Origin of the sequence: Flavobacterium suncheonense GH29-5 = DSM 17707, from assembly GCF_000430025.1 — a bacterium.
GTDB lineage: Bacteria > Bacteroidota > Bacteroidia > Flavobacteriales > Flavobacteriaceae > Flavobacterium > Flavobacterium suncheonense.
Window position 1 is genome coordinate 95,128 of sequence record NZ_KE387021.1, and the last position, 21,488, is coordinate 116,615.

A 21,488-nucleotide genomic window follows, 5' to 3' on the forward strand; every position below is an offset into this window, starting at 1 on the left:
TTACTTTTTTAGTCATAACGAAACTTTTAACGGAATAGTATAAAAATAAAAAAACTCCTTAATTGCTTAAGAAGTTTTTTGTGGGCGATGAGGGGTTCGAACCCCCGACCCCCTCGGTGTAAACGAGGTGCTCTGAACCAGCTGAGCTAATCGCCCTTTTGTGTTGCAAATATACATTCAATATTTAATTACACAAGGCTTTCCCGAATATTTTTACGGTCTTTTTATGTCTTTCAAAATTACTTTTTCAGTATAATTTATCATTTCCACAGTAATTTCTTCATTTTTAGCACTTAATCCTTCTATTACGTATAGTTTTCCGTTTTCTGCCGGTTGGTTGCTTTTTGAAAAATCTACATCGCCGTTTTGAAGACAGGCTTTAATATCTTCCAGGGTTACCCATTTTTCATTTAATTTTTGCTGGGCTTCCGGGGAAACGCTTAACTGTTTGCTTCTCAGATCTTTCAAAACTCTGCAATTGGGTAAATAACAAAATTCTGTTTTCTTCTTCTGAAAGAAAAACACAAGAAACATTCCGCCTAAAAGCAGTCCGAAAAGATAATACGCTAAACGATGTACAAATTTCATGGTATTTAATTTGCTGCAAAAATAAGCAAACAATTTGCGATGGCCTAAAATACAATCAAATTAATATCGCGGTACGGAATGTTAAACCAATCGGCTATGGATTTGTTGGTCAGTAAGCCGTGATACATATAAACCCCGTTTTTCAAACCTCTATTGCAACGGATGGCGCTTTCAATTCCGCCGTCATCGGCAATCTGAATCAGGAAAGGTGTAATGATGTTACTGATGGACATTGATGCCGTCTTAGAATAGCGGGAAGGAATATTAGGTACGCAATAATGAATCACGTTGTGTTTTATAAAGATTGGTTTTTCATGCGTGGTGATTTCCGAAGTTTCGAAACAACCGCCGGTATCAATACTTACGTCTACAATTACGGCTCCTTTTTTCATGTGTTCTACCATGGTTTCGGTAACCACGACCGGAGTTCTGTTATTACCACGCATGGCTCCGATGGCTACATCACAACGCATCAGCGATTTTAAAAGAGATTTTTCCTGAATGGTGGAAGTAAAAATCGGCTGATTCAAAGAATTTTGTAACCTGCGGAGTTTTGTAATGGAATTATCGAAAACTTTTACGCTTGCTCCTAAACCTAAGGCCGTTCTGGCCGCATATTCCGCAACCGTTCCGGAACCCAAAATGACAATTTCCGTAGGACGCACTCCGGTAATATTTCCGAAAAGCAGCCCTTTTCCGATGGATTGGTTAATCATTAATTCGGCGGCAATCAGTACCGAGGCCGTTCCTGCAATTTCGGAAAGGGACCGGACAGCAGGGTAGGAACCGTCTTCGTCTTTTATAAATTCAAAGGCTAATGAAGTAATGCGTTTGGTTGCTAAAGCTTCAAAATAGGCTTTTTTCTGTGTTTTTATCTGAAGCGCCGAAATTACAATCGTTTGCGGGTTAATCATCTCGATTTCTTCCAAAGTAGGCGGTTCTACTTTTAAAATCATCGGACAACTGAAAACTTTTTTGGTATCGCTGGTGATTTCCGCACCGGCATCGCTGTACTCTTTGTCTGAATAACTGGAACTTAGACCGGCTCCGGCTTCCAGTAAAACCCTGTGACCGTGATAGGTAAGTGAATTCACAGCATCGGGAGTTAAACAAATTCTACGTTCCTGATAACAAGTTTCTTTAGGAATACCAATAAAAAGCTGGCTTTTGTGTTTCATTATTTCCAGCTTTTCTTCCTGCGGAATTAACTGTTGCGAAGTAAAAGGTGTTATCGGCATGATGGTGTTGTGATTGTTTTGGACAAGTTACAAAAAATTAACAAACGAATATTTTATTTAAGCGTCAAAATTCGATTACCGTTTGGCAACTGTTTTATATGGATTGCCGCATGATCCAAAGGAATCAGGTTGGGTGTTTTTTCCGGCCATTCGATGAAGCACCAGTTTCCGGAATAAAAATATTCGTCAATTCCCATGTCGTAGGCTTCTTCTTCCGAATTTAACCGATACAAATCAAAGTGATACACGATTTCTCCGTCTGCAGTTTCATATTCGTTTACTAATGAAAAAGTAGGACTCGAAGTCATATCCTGAACGCCCAATTGTTCTGCAAGTGCCTTGATAAGCGTTGTTTTTCCGACACCCATTTCGGCATGAAACGTAATTACTTTTTTTAGCGGCTGTGATAAAATTTTACGGGCCACATCCTTAATTTCGTCTAAGGAAAAGGTAATTTGGAATTGGTCAGTCATATATAAAAAAGAGGAATTAATCTTCGCTTTCAAATGTAGTAAAAACTACCTAAATTCAAAGACTAATTCCTACAATTCTAAAAATCAGTTACAAAGCCCTGATTTATCTCGGTTCGAACACCAAAAACGGGATGATCATTTCTTCTAACGAAATACCACCGTGCTGATAAGTGTTGCGGTAATAACTCACATAATGGTTGAAGTTGTTCACATACGCCAGGAACAAATCATTCTTGGCAAAAATGAAAGAACTGCTCATGTTGATGGCCGGTAAGCCGATTTTTTTAGGATCTTTTACCGCATAAACGTCCTTGTCTTCGTAGGTTAGGCTTCGGCCGGTTTTGTAACGGAGATTTAAACTAGTGTTTTTGTCGCCGATCACTTTGGACGGGTTTTTACAGTTTATCGTTCCGTGATCGGTTGTTAAAATTAGTCTAAAACCTTGTTGCTGTGCCAATTGTATGATTTCCAGCAATGGTGAATTTCTAAACCAGCTTAACGTTAACGAACGGTACGCTTTATCATTGGAAGCCAACTCTTTAACAACATCCATTTCTGTCTTAGCATGGGAAAGCATGTCTACAAAATTGTAAACTACGGTTGTTAAATCGTTGCCTTTCAAGCCTTTGAAGTTGTCCACTAACTTTTTACCGTCTTTGAAATTGGTAATTTTATAATATTCCTGTTTGATGTCAATGCGCAAACGTTTTAATTGTTCGGTAAGAAATTCACCTTCAAAAAGGTTTTTTCCGCCATCGTCCACATCATTTTTCCAGTATTGCGGATAATTTTTCTCCATTTCCAAAGGTGTTAACCCTGAAAATATAGCGTTTCTGGCGTATTGCGTGGCAGTCGGAAGGATGGAGAAGTAACTCGTCTCTTTTTCCAGTTTGTAATGGTTGTTCACCACGTTTTCAAAGGCTTTCCATTGGTCGTAACGCAAATTATCAATGACCACAAAAAGAATCGGTTTGTCTTTTTTGCGGATTTCCGGAACCACTAATTTTCTAAAAATTTCATGCGATAAATACGGACGGTTATCTTCGGAAGTAAACCATTTTTCGTAATTTTTCTCAATAAACTTACCAAATTGAGAATTAGCCTCAAGTTTCTGGCTTTCAAGAATTTCCACCATACTCTGGTCTTCGATGTTTTCCAGTTCGATCTCCCAGAACAACAGTTTTTTGTACAATTCAACCCAGTCTTCATAGGAATTCACCATAGCCATATCCATAGCTATTTTGCGGAATTCTTTCTGGTAATCTAAAGTCGTTTTTTCGGAAACCAATCGTGAATGGTCCAGATTCTTCTTCAAACTCAGTAGAATCTGATTCGGATTTACCGGTTTTATAAGATAATCTGCAATCTTAGAACCGATTGCTTCTTCCATGATATATTCCTCTTCACTCTTGGTAATCATAATTACCGGTGTGGCCGATTTTTTTTCTTTGATTTCGGAAAGCGTTTCTAAACCACTTAATCCGGGCATGTTTTCATCAAGAAAAACAATATCGAAATTATCCGTATCGAACAATTCAATGGCGTCCTGACCGTTATTACAAGTGGTTACGTGGTATCCTTTCTTTTCAAGGAATAATATATGTGGTTTCAGCAAGTCGATTTCATCGTCTACCCAAAGTATTTTTATTTGGCTCATAGTGTGCGGATTCAAATTAATGTGCAATTTATACTTTTATGAACGGATAGTGGTTAAAATTATTGTAAAAATTATTGGATTGCTTCCGTATTTTATCCGTACTTTCATAAAAGCTAAAAATAATTATATTTGTAGTAAATACATTATTAAGTGAGCCAGATTAACAAGCTTAAAATTCTCAACGATCCAATTTATGGTTTCATAACCATTCCGAATACTTTAGTTTACGATTTAATTCAGCATCCTTATTTTCAGCGTCTGCGGAGAATATCGCAGATGGGAATGTCGTATTTGGTATATCCGGGCGCCCATCATACCCGTTTTCATCATGCTTTGGGCTGTATGCATTTGATGCAGAAAGCGGTTCAGACTTTACGTTTTAAAGGAGTGGAAATATCCTCCGATGAAGAAACCGCTCTTTACATTGCCATTTTGCTGCACGACATCGGTCACGGGCCTTTTTCACACGCTATGGAACACAGTATTGTGGAAGACGTGCATCATGAAGAGATTTCGCAATTGTTTATGAATCAACTGAATGAAGATTTTGACGGAAAATTGTCGTTAGCCATTAAAATATTCAGAGGCGATTATCACAGAAAGTTTATGCTGCAACTGATATCAAGTCAATTGGATATGGACCGGATGGATTATTTAAAGCGCGACAGTTTTTACAGCGGCGTGGCTGAGGGAAACATTAATTCCGAACGTCTGATTCAGATGATGAATGTTGAAAATGATGTCTTGGTAATTGAAGAAAAAGGCATTTATTCCGTAGAAAAGTTTCTGGTTGCCAGACGCTTAATGTATTGGCAGGCTTATCTTCACAAAACAAGCGTTGTCGCCGAACTGATTCTTACCAAAATTCTCAAGCGCGCCAAAGAACTTACACAAAAAGGAGTGGTGCTTCCTTGCAGCGAGCCTTTACAATATTTCATGCAAAACCGCGTCACTTTAGACGATTTCAATGCCGATATTTTAAAACGATTCGCCTTATTGGACGATTTTGACATCGTCAGCGCTATAAAATCGTGGCAGTTTCATGACGATTATGTACTGTCAAATCTGAGCAGCATGATTATCAACCGTGATTTACTGAAGATTCAGATAGCGGAAGACAAAATAGGCAAAGTACAATTAAATGAATTGAAAACCCGTTATATGCACAAGTATCAGCTTTCGGAAAAAGAAGCGGAATACTTCGTTTTTAAAGGAAAACTGAAAAATCAGGCCTATAACAAATCCAGTGAGCCGATTCATATTTTAAAGAAGGACAGAACCATTGAAGATGTGGTGGAAGCGTCAGATCAGTTGCATCTGAAAGCACTGTCAAAACCCGTTACCAAATATTTTATTTGCTTCCCAAAAGTGCTTTTGGAAAGTTAAAATTTAATTAAATTTTATATTTTTGCAAAGATGAAGTTTACAGCAGAACAAATAGCAGGTATTTTAGGCGGGGAAGTCGTGGGAAACCCTTCGGCAGAAGTCTACAAACTGGCAAAAATAGAAGAAGGAACAGAAGGTTCACTTACTTTTTTGGCGAATCCTAAATACCTGAATTTCATATATACAACTCAGGCAACCGTTACCATCGTTAACAATACCTTTGAACCTACACAGGAACTTTTTACCACTTTAATAAAAGTAGAAGATGCCTATAAAGCGTTTTCTAAGCTTTTAGAGTATTACAATCAGGTAAAGTTAATGAAATCGGGTATTGAGCAGCCTTCCGTTATTTCCGAAAACGTTACTTACGGTGAAAACCTGTATTTAGGGAGTTTTTGCTATATCGGAAAAAATGTTACGATTGGTAACGATGTAAAAATTTATCCGAACAGTTTTATTGGCGACAATGTAACCATCGGAGACGGAACGGTTTTATTTGCCGGTGTGCGGATTTATTCCGAATCGGAAATCGGTAAAAACTGTACCATTCATTCCGGAACAATTATCGGGTCAGACGGATTTGGTTTTGCTCCTCAGGAAGACGGAACCTATTCCAAAGTACCGCAAATCGGAAATGTAATCATTGAAGACAATGTGGAAATCGGCTCCTGTTCGACAGTCGACAGAGCTACATTGGGTTCAACAATCATCCGAAAAGGCGTGAAATTAGACAATCAGATTCAGATAGCCCACAATGTGGAAATAGGTGAGAATACCGTAATTGCTTCCCAAACCGGAGTGGCGGGTTCTACCAAAATCGGAAAAAATTGTATCATCGGCGGGCAGGTTGGAATTGTCGGCCATATCACAATCGGTAATAACGTGCGGATTCAGGCGCAATCCGGAGTAGGAAGAAATGTAAAAGACGGAGAAGCGATTCAGGGAAGTCCGGCTCTGGGTTACAGCGATTTTAACAAATCGTATGTACATTTCAAAAATTTACCGAAAATCGTTGATGAATTGCATCAGCTGAAAAAAAACAAAAAAGAAACAAACTAAAACTTAAATAACAAAAACCATGGTTAAGCAAAAAACCATTAAAAGCGAAATTACATTAGAAGGAGTAGGACTGCACACAGGTCAGAATGTAAAAATGACTTTTAAACCTGCATCGGTAAACAACGGATTCACTTTTGTACGTGTAGATTTGGAAGGCCAGCCGGTAATTGAAGCCGATGCCAATTATGTGGTAACGACTCAACGCGGGACAAACCTTGAAAAATTAGGGGTTAAGATTCAAACCTCAGAACACGTTTTAGCAGCTTTAGTGGGTTGTGATCTTGATAATGTTATTATCGAATTAAACGCATCAGAACCGCCAATTATGGATGGTTCTGCGAAATATTTCGTTGAAGCCATTGAAAAAGCAGGAGTGGTAGAGCAGGAAGCCGATCGTTCCGTATATGTTGTGAAAGAAGTTATTTCTTTTACCGATGAGGCAACCGGAAGCGAAATCACCGTAATTCCGGCTGATGATTATCAGGTAACTGCCATGGTGGATTTCGGAACCAAAGTTTTAGGAACGCAGAATGCGACCATGAAATCGATTTCGGAATTTAAGGATGAAATCGCGGATTGTCGTACTTTCAGTTTCTTACACGAACTGGAAGGCTTGTTGGAGCACGGGTTAATTAAAGGCGGAGACTTAAACAACGCGATTGTTTACGTTGACAAAGAAATTTCACCGGAAACCATGGAGCGCTTGAAAGTGGCTTTCGGCAAAGATTCCATCAGTGTAAAACCAAACGGAATTTTAGATAACCTTACCCTGCATTATCCTAACGAAGCAGCACGTCACAAATTGTTAGATGTTGTCGGGGATCTGGCTTTAATCGGTACACGCATTAAAGGAAAAGTAATTGCTAACAAACCTGGGCATTTTGTAAACACGATGTTCGCTAAAAAAATGTCGAAGATTATCAAAAACGAGCAAAAAAATCACGTTCCGGTGTACGATTTACACAAGGAGCCGTTAATGGATGTAACAAAGATTCAGTCGATGTTACCGCACCGTTATCCGTTTATTTTGGTGGATAAAATTCTTGAAATGTCTGATTCTCATGTGGTGGGACTGAAAAATGTTACCATGAACGAGCAGTTTTTCGTAGGGCACTTTCCTGGAGCGCCGGTTATGCCAGGTGTTCTGATTATTGAAGCCATGGCGCAAACCGGAGGAATCTTAATTTTAAGTACGGTTCCGGATCCGGAGAATTACTTGACGTATTTCATGAAAATCGACAATGTTAAATTCAAACATAAAGTGTTACCGGGCGATACTTTAATTTTTAAATTAGAGTTATTATCGCCAATCCGTCGCGGAATCTGTCACATGCAGGCCAGTGCGTACGCGAACGGTAAATTAGTTACAGAAGCCGAATTAATGGCGCAAATTGTAAAAAAGAACTAAAAAAAGAATTATGAATCAACCTTTAGCATACGTTCATCCGGGTGCAAAAATTGCCAAAAATGTGGTGATTGAGCCTTTCACAACCATTCATAACAATGTGGAGATTGGCGAAGGAACCTGGATCGGTTCAAACGTAACCATTATGGAGGGCGCAAGAATCGGTAAGAACTGTAATATATTTCCGGGAGCTGTTATTTCAGCAATTCCTCAGGATTTGAAATTCGGTGGTGAAGAATCACTTGCAATAATTGGTGATAATACCACTGTAAGAGAATGTGTTACCATCAATAGAGGAACAATTGCGTCAGGACAAACCAAGATCGGAAAGAACTGTCTGATTATGGCAACCGCTCACATTGCACACGACTGTCATATCGGGGATAATGCCATCATCGTAAATGGTGTAGCATTGGCCGGGCACGTTATTGTTGGAGATTTTGCTGTCATCGGAGGATTGGCTGCGATTCATCAGTTCATTCATATTGGTGATCACGCTATGATTTCCGGTGGTTCGCTTGTCCGTAAAGATGTACCGCCGTTTACGAAAGCTGCAAAAGAACCGCTTTCTTATGTGGGAATCAACTCGGTAGGTTTGAGAAGAAGAGGATTTTCTCCGGAAAAAATCAGGGAAATTCAGGATATTTACCGAATTTTGTATCAGAAAAACTATAATACCACACAGGCTTTAAGTATCATTGAAGCCGAAATGGAAGCAACACCGGAGCGCGATGAAATCATTATGTTCATCCGTAATTCTTCAAGAGGAATTATGAAAGGTTATACCGGAGGCGGATTTTAATCGAAAACGAAAACAAATAATAAATTCAAATAATTAAATACATAAATGGCAACTACAGCAGATATCAGAAACGGATTGTGCATTAAATTTAACCACGATATTTACAAAATCGTTGAGTTCTTACACGTAAAACCAGGAAAAGGACCGGCTTTCGTAAGAACCAAACTTAAAAGTTTAACCAACGGAAAAGTGTTGGATAACACGTTTTCGGCAGGACATAAAATTGATGTAGTTCGTGTAGAGACACATACATTCCAGTATTTATATGCCGAAGGAAATGACTTCCATTTCATGAATACTGAAACTTTCGAACAAATTTCCTTAAACAAAGATATTTTGGACGCTCCGGAATTGTTAAAAGAAGGCACAAACGTTATGGTTCAGATTAATGCGGAAACCGAAGCGCCTTTATCGGTAGATATGCCGGCATCCGTTGTTTTGGAAGTAACGTACACAGAACCGGGAGTTAAAGGAAATACCGCTACCAACGCGACAAAACCTGCAACAGTAGAAACCGGAGCGCAAATCAATGTGCCTTTGTTTATCAATGAAGGAGATAAAATCAAAATTGACACAGCTACAGGTTCTTACATGGAGCGTGTTAAAGAATAATTAAGCTCAGAAACCTTGAAGTTTCCCAAAATACATACCTTAAAAGAAATCGCCGACATTATCCAAAGTGATTTTGTTGGCGATGCTTTGTTTCCGGTACACGGAATGAATGAAATTCACGTAGTGGAACCGGGTGATATCGTTTTTGTCGATCATCCGAAATATTACGACAAAGCATTGGAATCTGCCGCAACCATTGTTTTAATCAATAAGAAAGTAGATTGTCCGGAAGGCAAAGCTTTGCTGATTTCCGACGATCCGTTTCGCGATTTCAATAAATTAACCCGACATTTCAAACCGTTTACCGCTGCCGGTGTTTCGGTTTCCGATTCTGCAGTAGTAGGCGAGGGCACTGTGATTCAGCCTAATTGCTTCATCGGACATAATGTTTTCATTGGTAAAAACTGTATTATTCATTCCAATGTTTCGGTTTATGACAATACGGTAATTGGCGATAATGTAATCATTCACGCCGGGTCCATAATCGGAGCAGACGCTTTCTATTATAAAAAACGTCCCGAAGGTTTCGATCAGTTATTGTCCGGAGGTCGTGTGATTATCGAAGACAATGTCGGAATCGGAGCATTGTGTACTATAGACAAAGGTGTTACCGGCGATACAACCATTGGCGAAGGAACCAAAATGGACAATCAGGTGCATGTGGGGCACGATACCGTAATCGGAAAAAAATGTTTGATTGCAGCCCAAACCGGTATTGCAGGTTGTGTAATCATTGAAAATGAAGTTACCCTTTGGGGACAGGTAGGAACTACCAGCGGAATCACCATTGGTGAAAAAGCCGTGATTTTAGGGCAAACCGGAGTGACCAAATCTGTTGAAGGCGGAAAGATTTATTTCGGTACACCAATTGAAGAATCCCGCGAAAAGCTGAAACAACTTGCCAACGTTAAAAAAATTCCTGAAATATTAAACAAACTCAACAAGAATGATGGCTAAAGAACTCGTTACGGAGTTTTATCAATCGGATGCGTTACGAAACAGCGACGCGATAAAACGTTTTCTTCACGATGAAATGGAATTCGACTGGCACAGCTCCAAAGGATTTCTCAAAATGACTAAAAGCGATTTAGTGGAGCTTGCGAATGAAATGAAACGTTCGTACAGTTCGTCCCGTATCAGTATTTCTCATATTTTGGAAGAAAACGGCAGCGTTATGGCGCGCTATACTTATTTTGTCACGCCAATAGAAAATCCGAATGAGGAAGAAGTTTTAGCACATTTTGTAACGCTTTGGGAAGTGAAAGACGGTAAATTATTCCGTGGCTACCAAATGAGTCAGTTGGGTTAAATTTCCATAAAAATCTTCAAAAGTTTATTGTAAAATACTTTAGATATTTCTTTCAAAAGTCTATTTTTGCAATGCAATTTTAAAAACAACATTAAAAACTATATCATGAGTGTTTTAGTTAATAAGAATTCTAAAATAATTGTTCAGGGATTTACAGGAAGTGAAGGAACATTCCACGCTTCCCAAATGATTGAATACGGAACAAACGTTGTTGGTGGTGTAACTCCTGGAAAAGGTGGTACAATGCACTTAGACCGTCCGGTTTTCAACACCGTTAAAGATGCTGTAGATCAGGCTGGTGCAGATACTTCTATCATTTTCGTTCCGCCTGCTTTTGCTGCCGATGCGATTATGGAAGCTGCAGACGCTGGAATCAAAGTAATCATTTGTATTACAGAGGGAATTCCTGTTGCAGATATGATTAAAGCATACGATTACATCAAAACAAGAGACTGTCGTTTAGTTGGTCCTAACTGTCCGGGTGTAATTACACCTGAAGAAGCTAAAGTTGGTATCATGCCAGGTTTCGTTTTCAAAAAAGGAAAAGTTGGTATCGTTTCTAAATCAGGAACTTTAACGTATGAAGCTGCTGATCAGGTGGTTCGTCAAGGTTTTGGTATCACAACAGCTATCGGAATCGGTGGAGATCCAATCATCGGAACTACTACAAAAGAAGCCGTTGAGTTGTTAATGAACGATCCTGAAACGGAATTAATCATCATGATTGGTGAAATCGGTGGACAATTAGAAGCAGATGCTGCACGTTGGGTTAAAGCTGACGGAAACAGAAAACCGGTTGTAGGTTTCATCGCCGGTGAAACAGCTCCAAAAGGACGTACAATGGGTCACGCAGGAGCCATCGTTGGTGGTGCAGATGATACAGCGGAAGCTAAAAAACGCATCATGAGAGAGAATGGAATCCACGTGGTTGATTCTCCGGCTGAAATTGGTAAAAAAGTGAAAGAAGTTTTGGGATAATCTCAAGTTTTAAACTATATAAGAATAAGCCCTGCATAATGTAGGGCTTATTTTTTTTCTTCTTTTTTAAGTCTTTCCTTCCTGATTTTTTTAATCATGTCATCAATGGAAAGATTGTATTTTGTAACCAAAACGATGCGGTCTTCTTTTCGGGGATTTGTTTTGTCGTCGTAGAAGATGCCAATGCCGACGGTATTTCCGTATTTGAATTTGTTATCGATTCCGAAAGATGAACGGATACGGTTCAGTTCCCATTCTTTTGTTGTGTTATCCTGTTTGATAAAAAATTCGGTTCCCACAGACAAAGAGAGTTTTGTTTGCGGAATGGTGTATTCAAAACTTAAATCTTCTCTGAGAACATGGTTTGGTCTGTCGTAAATGGCCATATATTCTTTATCAAAACTGCCGGTTGAAAATTGGTATTTTGTCGCAAGGAAAATTTTCAGACCGGTTATGATTTCCTGATCGTAACGCAATCCTCCATAAATCCGATGCTGGTCTTCGGTATAAGAGGTCCGGAAGCGATATCCGGTTTCCAAACGAAACTTTTTCGAAAGATCGTAACGAATTTCCCCCTGAAACATACTCGATTTAAATTCCTGCAAATCTTTATAAATATCGTAACGATACGCGACGGCAACGCCCCATTTTTTAGTAAACTTATAACTTACGGAAGGCACCATGCGCAACTGCAGATCTGTGTTTTCCTGACCCAAAACCACAAGAGGACACATTAACAGCCATATTACAAAGAACTTCTTAGTCATTGTCTTCCGAATTAGGCAAGTTGTTTTCACTTTCTTTGGCGTAATAAAAGGCTCGTAACAAAGCGGTATCTTTCAGATAATCAATGGAAATAATTTCAACACGGTGTATTTTTAAACCGGTTCTTTCGGTTAAATCTTCCAAAAGCTGATCGTTATAATCGGGTTTGATATAATCAATTCTGTCGTAAACGATTTCCTTAGCGTTTTCATTTTTAAGAAAATCCAATCGCTCTAACACAAAAGTTAAAAACAGTACAAGAACATTACAGGCAATCAGCAGCTGATAATTATCTACCGCAGCCAATGAATTCAGCATGGCCATGGCAACACAAACGAAGAAATAGCCCATATCTTTAATGGAAATGGCAATCGTTCTGTAACGGATAATGGAAAACATGGCAAACAGCCCAAAAGCAAACGCAATTTTAATTTTTGCCGCAGCTAACAAACTGCATATCAGAAAATTGACAATGTTAAATAAGAAGAAAGTAAAAATAAAATCTTTGTTTTTATGCTTTGGATAATAAATACATACCAACAACAAAATTGACACAGCATCAATGATTGCCCGGCAGATAAAATCGGAGGCGTTAAGGCCAGCCATTAGAGTATTATCGTCCATTAGTTCCATAATGCTGAAGTTTGTTTATTTTTTTAATCATGGGCATGAAGTTGTTTTTCTTCACGGAATCGTTCAGAGAAATCACGCCGTAAATGTATTTGCTGATATTTTGTTTCCGGATGGTGTTCTGTTTCAAAAATCTGGTTAAAGGCGAGCCTTGGGAGTTTTTATCCTGTTTGATTTCCACTATGGCAATTCTTCCAAAGTCTACCTCTTTTTTATCGTCCATAAAATGCAAATCCATATCAATAGTAACTCTTTCCGTAAAGGAATTGTTAACCAGCGTTACGCGATGAAAGTTATTCTTCAGCACCAAATGGACTTCCTTGATATTTTTATTGGAATAATACTGTATTATGTTAATGCGTTCCTGGTCGATATCCGAAAACATTTCCGGGACAGATTCCCTGTGCTTGTTGGTACGTTCCACTTTTTCTTTCTTCTTGATTTCGAAAAAGCACATATCCGTTTCCACATATTTTCGGGTACGAACCTTTATGCGGTTAACATATCCGTTATGATGATCACGGAAAAACTGTAAATCCGGAGTATCGAAATAATTATTTTCATAGGAAAAAATCCGTATATCGTTAATTTCCAGTATGTAATAATTGTCGACAAGGCAAGGAATAATACTTTCCAGTTCGTCTTCGGTAAGGACGAATTTGCGGTCAACCCGGTTTAACAATGCGACATTTTCTATTTTATCAATTGAAACCGGTTTAAGTGAAGCAAGTCTGGAAGTAAAATTTTCTAGCATGGTTTTTAAATTGAAATCACAAAATCTTCTACAACAACATCTTCTTTTTTGGAGGTTACTTCAATGGTTTTCAGCACATAAACCTGATCCCAAGGACAATAATCACAATCCCCGATTACCCAAACATCATAAGTGCCTTTATGGAGAAAGTCAAATTTGAACGAGCCGTCCGGATACGTGTCTACATCATCATAAAAGGAATTCCCGTCATGAGAACTGATGTACACTTTCATTCCGGCCAGATAGCCTTCTGAAACCAATGTACCGCTGGAATTATAATCTTTAGCGTATACTTTGCCGCTAATCGAGGCTAATCCTCCGTATCCTTCTTCTTTAGAGCACGATGTTAACGCCATAAGGGCAATTAACAAAACCAATAACTTTTTCATATCGACTAAACTTTATCAAATACTTAATAAACAATAGCTTCAGGTGTAAATCGTCTGGAAGTCTAGTAAAACACTGTCACAGAAGTGGATAATGACAGATAAATTAAATTGTGGTATCAATTCAACCATAAATTTAAAACTATAGTTTATATCTGACAAGGAACTCTTTTAAAGTGAAGAAAAAAACGTTAAAGAGCATAAACAAGGTAAAATTCTGTTACACAATTTGTTATTGGTTATCAGGATGGTTTATCAAGATGAAATGTGGATAAAATCTTGCAGCAAATAGTTTTATCTTCGCTTGTAAAATAATATATTTGTTTCCTTGTAAAACCGAACAAACTAAACAAAATATGAAATTATTAGAAGGAAAAACCGCCATCATAACCGGAGCGAGCAGAGGAATCGGAAGAGGAATTGCCGAGGTATTTGCCAAAAACGGAGCTAATGTTGCTTTTACATACAGTTCATCCGCTGCTGCGGCCCAGGAATTGGAAAATGAATTGACAGCTTTAGGTGTAAAAGCCAAAGGATACCAGTCCAACGCTGCTGATTTTAACGAAGCTCAAAAACTGGTAGACGACGTTATCGCAGAATTCGGAAACGTAGACATATTAATCAACAACGCCGGAATTACCAAAGATAATTTGTTGATGCGTATCTCAGAAGAAGATTTTGATTCGGTTATCGACGTAAACCTGAAATCTGTTTTCAACATGACCAAAGCGGTTCAGAAAATTATGCTGAAAAACCGTGCGGGTTCCATTATCAACATGAGTTCGGTAGTTGGTGTGAAAGGAAATGCCGGGCAAACGAATTACGCGGCGTCTAAAGCGGGTGTAATTGGTTTCTCGAAATCCGTAGCCTTGGAATTAGGTTCCAGAAATATCCGTTGTAACGTAATTGCACCAGGTTTTATTGAAACGGAAATGACTGCAAAATTAAACGAAGACGTAGTAAAAGGCTGGAGAGAAAACATTCCTTTAAAACGTGGCGGAACTCCGGAAGACGTAGCAAACGCCTGTGTATTCCTGTCTTGTGACATGAGTGCTTATATTACCGGTCAGGTAATCAACGTAGACGGCGGAATGTTAACATAATCTGCGTTATCCGTTTTTCGGAACGAATGACCTAAAAAAACAATCAAAAATGACAACAAGCACAATTTTACTGTTAGTAGTATCCGTATTGATTGCTGCCGGTTTGTCGTTTTACCAATATTTATACAAAGCCAAAAGCGAATCGAAAGTAAATCGCTTTTTGGCTTTTTTGCGTTTTATTTCGCTGTTTTCGGTTTTTGTGTTGTTAATCAATCCGATTATTTCCCGAAAGACATACGAAGTAATCAAAACGCCATTGCCAATTGTGGTGGATAATTCCCAATCTGTCAAGGAGTTAGGGCAGGAGACTTTAGCCAAAGAACTTGCTGAGAAATTATCGAAAAGCAATTCCCTGAAAGATAAATACGAAGTACAATTGTACCGTTTTGATGCTGATTTTCACACCGGTAACGAATTGGATTTTAAAGGAAAGCAAACCCATATCGATCAGGTTGCGCAAAATCTGAAGCAGTTTTACAGAAATCAGCATTATCCGGTGGTGCTTTTAACCGATGGAAATCAGACGATTGGGAATGATTACGTGTACAGCTTTCAACAGAATACAACGGTTTATCCGCTGGTTTTGGGTGACACTACTACGTTCTTAGATCTGAAAATCAATCAGTTGAATGTAAACAAATACGCTTTTCTGAAAAACAAATTCCCTGTAGAAGTATTTCTGCAATACAGCGGAACCAAACCGGTAAACGCAACCTTCAGCATACAACAGGGAAATGCAACCCTTCACAAACAGAATATTTCATTTTCACCGGCCAAAAAAGCGCAGGCGGTTTCGGTTTTACTCAATGCGGATAAGGTAGGCGTACAGTCTTTTAAAGCTGTTATTTCGTCTTCGGAAAAAGAGAAAAATCAATACAATAACGTTAAGAATTTTGCCGTTGAAATCATCGATCAGCGTTCTGAAATCGCTTTAATTTCATCGGTTAATCATCCGGATTTAAGCGCTTTAAAACGCTCTATTGAAGCTAATCAACAGCGCAAAGTAACCATTGTTAAACCAAACGAAATCAAATCGTTACAAGATTACAATGTTTTGATTTTATATCAGCCCGATGCACAGTTCAGAACCGTTTTGGAACAGAATCAGAAACTCCAGCTTAACAGTTTTGTAATTACCGGAATGAACACGGATTTTAACCTGCTGAATCAATATCAGAATCAGGTGCAGTGTAAGGTTTCCGGTCTTAAAGAAGATTACACGGCGGAGTTTAACCCGCAGTTCAATTCGTTTGCTTTAGATGATATTGGGTTTGAGCAATTTCCGCCTTTAGAGCATCCGTTCGGAACGATTTCGCTGAAAGGAAACGCCAATACGCTTTTAAAATCGAAAGTCCGAAATCTTGCTACTGAAAATCCGCTGCTTGCTTTTTCGGAAAATGGGTTGCACAGAAATGCTTTTCTTTTTGGCGAGAACATCTGGAAATGGCGTATGGAAAGCCACCTCAAAACCAAATCCTTTGAAAATTTCGACATTTTTACGGATAAAATCATTCAGTATCTGGCCTCTAATGCAGCCAAAAAATCTCTGGTGGTTACCCACGACAGTTTTTACAATTCCGGTGAAACCATCGAAATTTCAGCGCAGTATTTCAATAAAAACTATGAATTTGACGAAAATGCACGATTAACTATTCAACTGAAGAACAATCAGACCAAAGCTGTAAAATCATACGATTTCTTAAAAGGCAATAATGAATACAAAGTAAATCTGGACGGTCTGGAACACGGTGTTTACAGTTTTACCGTTAAAGAAAACAATTCCAAAACGCAATATTCCGGAAGTTTCCAGGTGCTTGATTTTGAAATCGAAAAACAGTTCATCAATCCGGATGTAAGCCGTCTGAACCAGTTGGCTTCCAATACAGAAGGAAAAGCGTATTATCCAAACCAGATTGACCAACTGATTGATATTCTGTCTAAAAATGAAACGTATAAACCTGTTGAAAAAGCTATAATCAGACAAACACCATTGATAGACTGGGTTTGGCTGCTGGTAATCCTCGCTGCTTCTTTAGCTGCAGAATGGTTTATCAGAAAGTATAACGGATTGCTTTAATTGTTAAAACGCTGATATTTTTTACTTTTTAGCATTTCGAAAGCCGTTTCATAATACGCAACGGTTTTAATCACCAAATCTTTTCTTATTTTTCGGATTGGTTTTTCATCGTACCGAACCGCTATGTCCCAATCTGATTTTTGCGGCACCAATTCAAACTGTCTGATCTTTTTAACAGGTGAAATAACCGTCAGAACATTATCTTTTATCAGTCCTAAATCCTGATACGTTGCAATAAAGGCTCTGGGACTGTAATCCGGTTTAAAAACATCCTGACCGTAAAATTTACTGTTATAAGTAAAGTTGAGCAATCCGAAAACTGTCGGCATGATGTCAATTTGCGACATCAGCTCTGTGTATTTTTTAGGTTTGACAAACCCCGGCGCATAAATCATCGCCGGAATTCTGTATTTTTCCAGAGGCAATTCTGTTTTTCCGGAACTGGAAGCGCAATGATCAGCAACAATGACAAAAACGGTTTTCTTAAACCAGGGCTGTTTTGCTGCTTCTGTAAAAAATTGACGCAGGGCATAATCGGTGTATTTTACGCCGCCTTCACGCGATTTGAAATCGGACGGAATGTCGATTTTATTTTCGGGATAGGTGAAAGGACGGTGGTTGCTTACGGTCATCCAATGGTTAAAAAACGGTTTCCCACTTTTGGCTTCGTCATTCATCACCCGAATGGCTTTATGTGCCATGTCTTCATCGCAAACGCCCCAAACGTTGGAAAAAGTAATTTCTTCTTTCGAAAATGATTTTTTATCCACAACCGTATAACCGTTGCCGGTAAAAAAATCATGCATATTATCGAAAAATGCATCGCCGCCATAAAGGTATTTTACCTGATATCCCTTGCTTTTAAATACTGAAGCCGTTGAAAATTTGTTTTTATTGTCAAGCCTTTTCACAACGCTTTCGCCCGCTGTCGGAGGAATGCACAGTGTTAATGCCTCCAAGCCTCTGACGGTTCTGTTACCAGTAGCGTATAAATTCGAAAACAGCAGGCTTTCCGAAGCAAGCTCATCCAGAAAAGGGGTTATGTTCTTTTCGTTGCCGTAGGTTTTCATAAAATCGGCACTTAAACTTTCCACCGTAATCAGTACCACATTTTTATGAATTTCCGGCTGCTTATTGATTACAGGACGAAAAGTGGAATTATTCGAATGACTGTGAATATCATGCCTAAGCAGCGTATACGCTTCATTTTCAGGAATGGTATGGTAAAATTTCAGGTAATCCAATTCGCTGCTGTTAAAGGCTGTATAGAATTTATAAAGCCCGTTAGCCTGCAACTCGTTATTAAAAACGTTCTGCGAATTTTCATATTTTGCGAAAAACGGAACAGCGTACAGCGCTGCAACAAACATTACGGCGTAAGCAAAGGTTGTTTTCAGTTTTTCTTCAAAGGTAGGAAGATGGTCAAGAAAACTTTTAGACTTTCTGACGATTATAAAAGTGGAAACCAAAGCAATTACGCCAATTCCTGCAAAAAGCGGTAAAACCGGATACGATTCCATAATGTTACCGATTACGGTGTTGGTGTAAATCAGATAATCCACGGCAATAAAATTGTAGCGTACCCCGAATTCATTCCAAAAGAAAAATTCGCTTACCGCATTCTGAATAATTACAAGAACAAAAAGAAAAACGGCAATTGAGTACAAGGCCAACCGAATTGATTTTCGGTATTTTGGAAGAAAAAGCAGCATTCCGAACAAAAAGGTTTTCAGGCCAATCAGACTTATGCCGATTTCCGGAATAACACCGCCATATTCATTCAGAATTGTGTTAAAAAATGAAACGTATACCAACAGGCACAGCAACATTCCGAAAATGAGATATCCCCAAGGTTTGATAAATTTACTGTCCGATATAAAAAGCAGGTATAAAACCAATACCGAACCGGCAATCAGGTAGATAAAGAAATCAGAAACTGCTCCAAGCAGTAAAATCCTGATAACAAACGTTAGCTTATAATTTGCCTGAGTTAACGGGTGGAATAGCAATACAATTCTCAGCACAAGGTTTACCATCAGGTAAAAAACTCCGATAAGGTAAAACGGATATGTGTTTTTTAAAAATTTCATAGGGCAATTATTCTGGTGTAAACCTATAAAACACTGAATAATAGATGCTTAAATTTCGCTTAAGATTCGTTTCCCAATTCGTCATTAATCGTTATATTGTAGTACATTTCAAACGTTAATTATGCACATTCTCATTATTGAAGACGAAACCGGTATTTCCGGTTTTTTGAAACAAGGTTTAGAGGAAGAAAATTATAAAGTTACAGTGGCCAACAACGGCGATTCAGGGTTAAAAGCTTTTAATGCTAACAAGCCGGATCTGGTGCTTTTAGACTGGCTTATGCCTAAAATGTCCGGATTGGAAGTGTGTAAAAAAATACGGGAGAAAAACAGGAAAGTGCCCATTTTGTTTTTAACCGCCAAAGATACGGTTCAGGAAACGGTTGAAGGTTTGAAGGCCGGTGCGAACGATTACATCAAAAAACCGTTCAGTTTTGAAGAATTGCTGGAACGGATTAAAATTCACTTCCGGGATAACAGTAAAGAAGAAGTTGTAAAGTTAGGCCCTGTTACTTTGGATGTATTGCGAAGAAAAGTTTTGGTAGAAGAAAGAGAAATCGCATTTACACAGCGGGAATATGAATTATTAAAGTATCTCATTGAAAATAAAGGCCGTGTTTGTACCCGAAATAATATTATTGAAGATGTCTGGGGAATATATTTTGAATACGACACCGGAGTTATAGATGTATTTATCAATGCGATCCGCAAAAAAATGAATTTAAAAAAAGAAGACGATTTTATCAAAACCATACGTGGTGTTGGTTACATGATTGATGACGCAAACCCTAAATAATGCAGCTTTCCTTTAAAAACAGAATTGCTTTATACTATATAATTTCCACGGCCTTATTAGTGTTTGTGGTGTTTTTTGCTGTTTATTCGACTGTGAAACATCTTGTTTTTCAAAGTGTTACAGAAGATATTGAAAAAGAAATCAAAATGCATCAGGCTGAGATGAAGTTTAACGGAAAACAGATTGTCTGGATAAACAAAGAAGAGTGGGAGGAAAAGGAACATAACGTAGTAAACCTGAATCCGGTTTTCGTTCAGATCACGGATTTACAAGGGCGCACAATTGAAAAGTCTCCTAACCTTAAAAAAGAACATCTGGAATTTCAGGAAAACATTTCTTCCAAAACCTATAAAAATTCAACGATTAACCATCAGGACATTAAGCTTTCCCAAACACCGATTTTTGACAAAGAAAAAAAGGTCGGTTACTTATTGATAGCCATGTCGATTGAACATCCTCTACAGCTTCTGGAAAGCCTCAAAACGATTCTTTTTATTCTGTATCCGATTGTTCTGATTGTCCTTTTTCTGGTTGCTAGAATTATTGCCGGAAGAAGTATTCAGCCCGTAAACGAAATTATCAGGACTTCCGGCTTAATAACCAAAGACAATCTGGGTTACAGGATGGAACTTCCCAAAAATAAAGACGAAATTTACTCGCTTTCCGAAAACATCAACAAGCTTTTGGACCGGATCGAAAGTGCGGTGGAAAGGGAAAAACAATTCACTTCGGATGCTTCCCACGAGCTGAGAACGCCGTTAGCTGTAATTAAAGGAACACTTGAAGTATTAATACGCAAACCTCGTGAAAAAGAAGAATATGAAAAGAAAATTATTTTTTGCATTTCAGAAGTAGACCGCCTCAATAATCTCGTAGACGAACTGTTGCTGCTTGCCCGGTTTGAAAATCAAAAAGCCAATATCAGGAATACAGCCTTTTCTTTAAACACCATGACATTCGAAACCCTTGCCCGGTTTTCCGATAAGATTACCAACGATAAAATCAACATAAAAACGAATTTTGAGAAAGATTTTCAGATTCATACAGACCCCGATAAATTTCAGATTATCCTGTCAAATCTGGTTTCCAATGCTCTTAAATACTGTAACAAAGAAGGAGAAGTGATGCTGAGTGCCGCTGAAAATGAACATCAGCTTGAATTTCAGATCACCAACACCGGGACAGGAATTCCCACAGAAGATATTGATAAGGTGTTCCGTCCTTTTTTCAGATCCCATTCGTCGGATATCACGGCCGTAAAAGGCGTTGGTTTGGGTTTGTCTATAGTAAAAAAACTTTGTGATTTACTGCAAATCAACATACAGATTGAAAGCAATACCAATCAGAAAACCACTTTTAAACTCATTTTTAAAAAATAAA

The 21,488-nt window shown here is 38.5% G+C and carries 21 protein-coding genes and 1 tRNA gene; 12 read left to right on the forward strand and 10 right to left on the reverse strand.

Translation table 11 applies throughout. The features are described from left to right. Positions 1-81: 81 nt before the first annotated feature. The 5 genes from G498_RS0112935 to porX form a co-directional block, all read right to left on the reverse strand. Positions 82-156, reverse strand: a tRNA-Val gene (locus G498_RS0112935). A gap of 57 nt (positions 157-213) precedes the next feature. After that, positions 214-588, reverse strand: a complete 375-nt coding sequence (locus G498_RS0112940) for a DUF4258 domain-containing protein (RefSeq protein WP_026981537.1) — start codon at positions 586-588, stop codon at positions 214-216. Between the two features lie 44 nt (positions 589-632). Beyond that, positions 633-1,826: an alanine dehydrogenase gene (locus G498_RS0112945; protein WP_026981538.1), complete on the reverse strand. Its 1,194-nt coding sequence runs from the start codon at positions 1,824-1,826 to the stop codon at positions 633-635. Between the two features lie 53 nt (positions 1,827-1,879). After that, positions 1,880-2,299, reverse strand: a complete 420-nt coding sequence (tsaE, locus tag G498_RS0112950) for a tRNA (adenosine(37)-N6)-threonylcarbamoyltransferase complex ATPase subunit type 1 TsaE (protein WP_026981539.1) — start codon at positions 2,297-2,299, stop codon at positions 1,880-1,882. Between the two features lie 103 nt (positions 2,300-2,402). Continuing rightward, the gene (gene porX, locus G498_RS0112955) at positions 2,403-3,956 is read right to left on the reverse strand and encodes a T9SS response regulator signal transducer PorX (protein ID WP_026981540.1); all 1,554 of its coding nucleotides are present in this window, start codon (positions 3,954-3,956) and stop codon (positions 2,403-2,405) included. Positions 3,957-4,106: 150 nt separating this feature from the next. Here porX and G498_RS0112960 point away from each other — a divergent pair, with 150 nt between their 5' ends. The 8 genes from G498_RS0112960 (at position 4,107) to sucD (ending at position 11,507) form a co-directional block, all read left to right on the forward strand. Next, positions 4,107-5,342 (forward strand): HD domain-containing protein, encoded by a 1,236-nt coding sequence (locus G498_RS0112960; protein WP_026981541.1) that lies wholly within the window; start codon positions 4,107-4,109, stop codon positions 5,340-5,342. 30 nt (positions 5,343-5,372) lie between these two features. Then, positions 5,373-6,401, forward strand: coding sequence for a UDP-3-O-(3-hydroxymyristoyl)glucosamine N-acyltransferase (gene lpxD / locus G498_RS0112965; protein ID WP_026981542.1), 1,029 nt, complete (start codon positions 5,373-5,375; stop codon positions 6,399-6,401). A gap of 19 nt (positions 6,402-6,420) precedes the next feature. After that, positions 6,421-7,809 carry a bifunctional UDP-3-O-[3-hydroxymyristoyl] N-acetylglucosamine deacetylase/3-hydroxyacyl-ACP dehydratase gene (locus G498_RS0112970; RefSeq protein WP_026981543.1) on the forward strand — a complete coding sequence of 463 codons (1,389 nt, stop codon included), beginning with the start codon at positions 6,421-6,423 and terminating at the stop codon, positions 7,807-7,809. A 10-nt stretch (positions 7,810-7,819) separates the two neighbouring features. After that, positions 7,820-8,608, forward strand: a complete 789-nt coding sequence (gene lpxA / locus G498_RS0112975; protein ID WP_026981544.1) for an acyl-ACP--UDP-N-acetylglucosamine O-acyltransferase — start codon at positions 7,820-7,822, stop codon at positions 8,606-8,608. A gap of 45 nt (positions 8,609-8,653) precedes the next feature. Beyond that, entirely contained in the window at positions 8,654-9,220 is a 567-nt protein-coding gene (gene efp, locus G498_RS0112980) for an elongation factor P (RefSeq protein WP_026981545.1), read from the forward strand. A 15-nt stretch (positions 9,221-9,235) separates the two neighbouring features. Further along, positions 9,236-10,177, forward strand: a complete 942-nt coding sequence (locus tag G498_RS0112985) for a UDP-3-O-(3-hydroxymyristoyl)glucosamine N-acyltransferase (RefSeq protein WP_026981546.1) — start codon at positions 9,236-9,238, stop codon at positions 10,175-10,177. Continuing rightward, positions 10,167-10,529, forward strand: coding sequence for a nuclear transport factor 2 family protein (locus G498_RS0112990; protein WP_026981547.1), 363 nt, complete (start codon positions 10,167-10,169; stop codon positions 10,527-10,529). Before G498_RS0112985 ends, G498_RS0112990 begins: the two co-directional genes overlap by 11 nt. Before the next feature lie 105 nt (positions 10,530-10,634). Then, positions 10,635-11,507: a succinate--CoA ligase subunit alpha gene (gene sucD, locus G498_RS0112995; protein ID WP_026981548.1), complete on the forward strand. Its 873-nt coding sequence runs from the start codon at positions 10,635-10,637 to the stop codon at positions 11,505-11,507. A 47-nt stretch (positions 11,508-11,554) separates the two neighbouring features. Here the strand turns inward: sucD and G498_RS0113000 are convergent, their stop codons facing one another. The 4 genes from G498_RS0113000 to G498_RS0113015 are packed head-to-tail and all read right to left on the reverse strand — an operon-like array spanning position 11,555 to position 14,045. Beyond that, positions 11,555-12,274: a DUF2490 domain-containing protein gene (locus G498_RS0113000; RefSeq protein WP_081694240.1), complete on the reverse strand. Its 720-nt coding sequence runs from the start codon at positions 12,272-12,274 to the stop codon at positions 11,555-11,557. Then, complete coding sequence (locus tag G498_RS0113005) at positions 12,267-12,905, reverse strand: DUF4956 domain-containing protein (protein ID WP_081694241.1); 639 nt, start codon at positions 12,903-12,905, stop codon at positions 12,267-12,269. Before G498_RS0113005 ends, G498_RS0113000 begins: the two co-directional genes overlap by 8 nt. Next, complete coding sequence (locus tag G498_RS0113010) at positions 12,886-13,656, reverse strand: polyphosphate polymerase domain-containing protein (protein WP_026981551.1); 771 nt, start codon at positions 13,654-13,656, stop codon at positions 12,886-12,888. The genes G498_RS0113005 and G498_RS0113010 overlap by 20 nt, the downstream gene beginning before the upstream one ends. 5 nt (positions 13,657-13,661) lie before the next feature. Then, on the reverse strand, positions 13,662-14,045 hold the full coding sequence (locus tag G498_RS0113015; RefSeq protein WP_026981552.1) for a hypothetical protein: 384 nt from the start codon (positions 14,043-14,045) through the stop codon (positions 13,662-13,664). Positions 14,046-14,398: 353 nt separating this feature from the next. On the opposite strand from G498_RS0113015, the gene fabG reads away from it, so the two are divergent. Then, on the forward strand, positions 14,399-15,145 hold the full coding sequence (gene fabG, locus G498_RS0113020) for a 3-oxoacyl-[acyl-carrier-protein] reductase (RefSeq protein WP_026981553.1): 747 nt from the start codon (positions 14,399-14,401) through the stop codon (positions 15,143-15,145). Between the two features lie 49 nt (positions 15,146-15,194). Beyond that, entirely contained in the window at positions 15,195-17,222 is a 2,028-nt protein-coding gene (locus G498_RS0113025) for a hypothetical protein (RefSeq protein WP_026981554.1), read from the forward strand. On the opposite strand, the gene G498_RS0113030 is transcribed toward G498_RS0113025, so the two are convergent. Next, the gene (locus G498_RS0113030) at positions 17,219-19,312 is read right to left on the reverse strand and encodes an LTA synthase family protein (RefSeq protein WP_026981555.1); all 2,094 of its coding nucleotides are present in this window, start codon (positions 19,310-19,312) and stop codon (positions 17,219-17,221) included. The genes G498_RS0113025 and G498_RS0113030 overlap by 4 nt on opposite strands. A 121-nt stretch (positions 19,313-19,433) precedes the next feature. Between G498_RS0113030 and G498_RS0113035 the strand changes: the two genes are divergently transcribed. Together G498_RS0113035 and G498_RS0113040 are read left to right on the forward strand one after the other, a co-directional pair. After that, the gene (locus G498_RS0113035; RefSeq protein ID WP_026981556.1) at positions 19,434-20,108 is read left to right on the forward strand and encodes a response regulator transcription factor; all 675 of its coding nucleotides are present in this window, start codon (positions 19,434-19,436) and stop codon (positions 20,106-20,108) included. Further along, the gene (locus G498_RS0113040; RefSeq protein WP_035744133.1) at positions 20,108-21,487 is read left to right on the forward strand and encodes a sensor histidine kinase; all 1,380 of its coding nucleotides are present in this window, start codon (positions 20,108-20,110) and stop codon (positions 21,485-21,487) included. The genes G498_RS0113035 and G498_RS0113040 overlap by 1 nt, the downstream gene beginning before the upstream one ends. The last annotated feature ends 1 nt before the right edge of the window (position 21,488 follow it).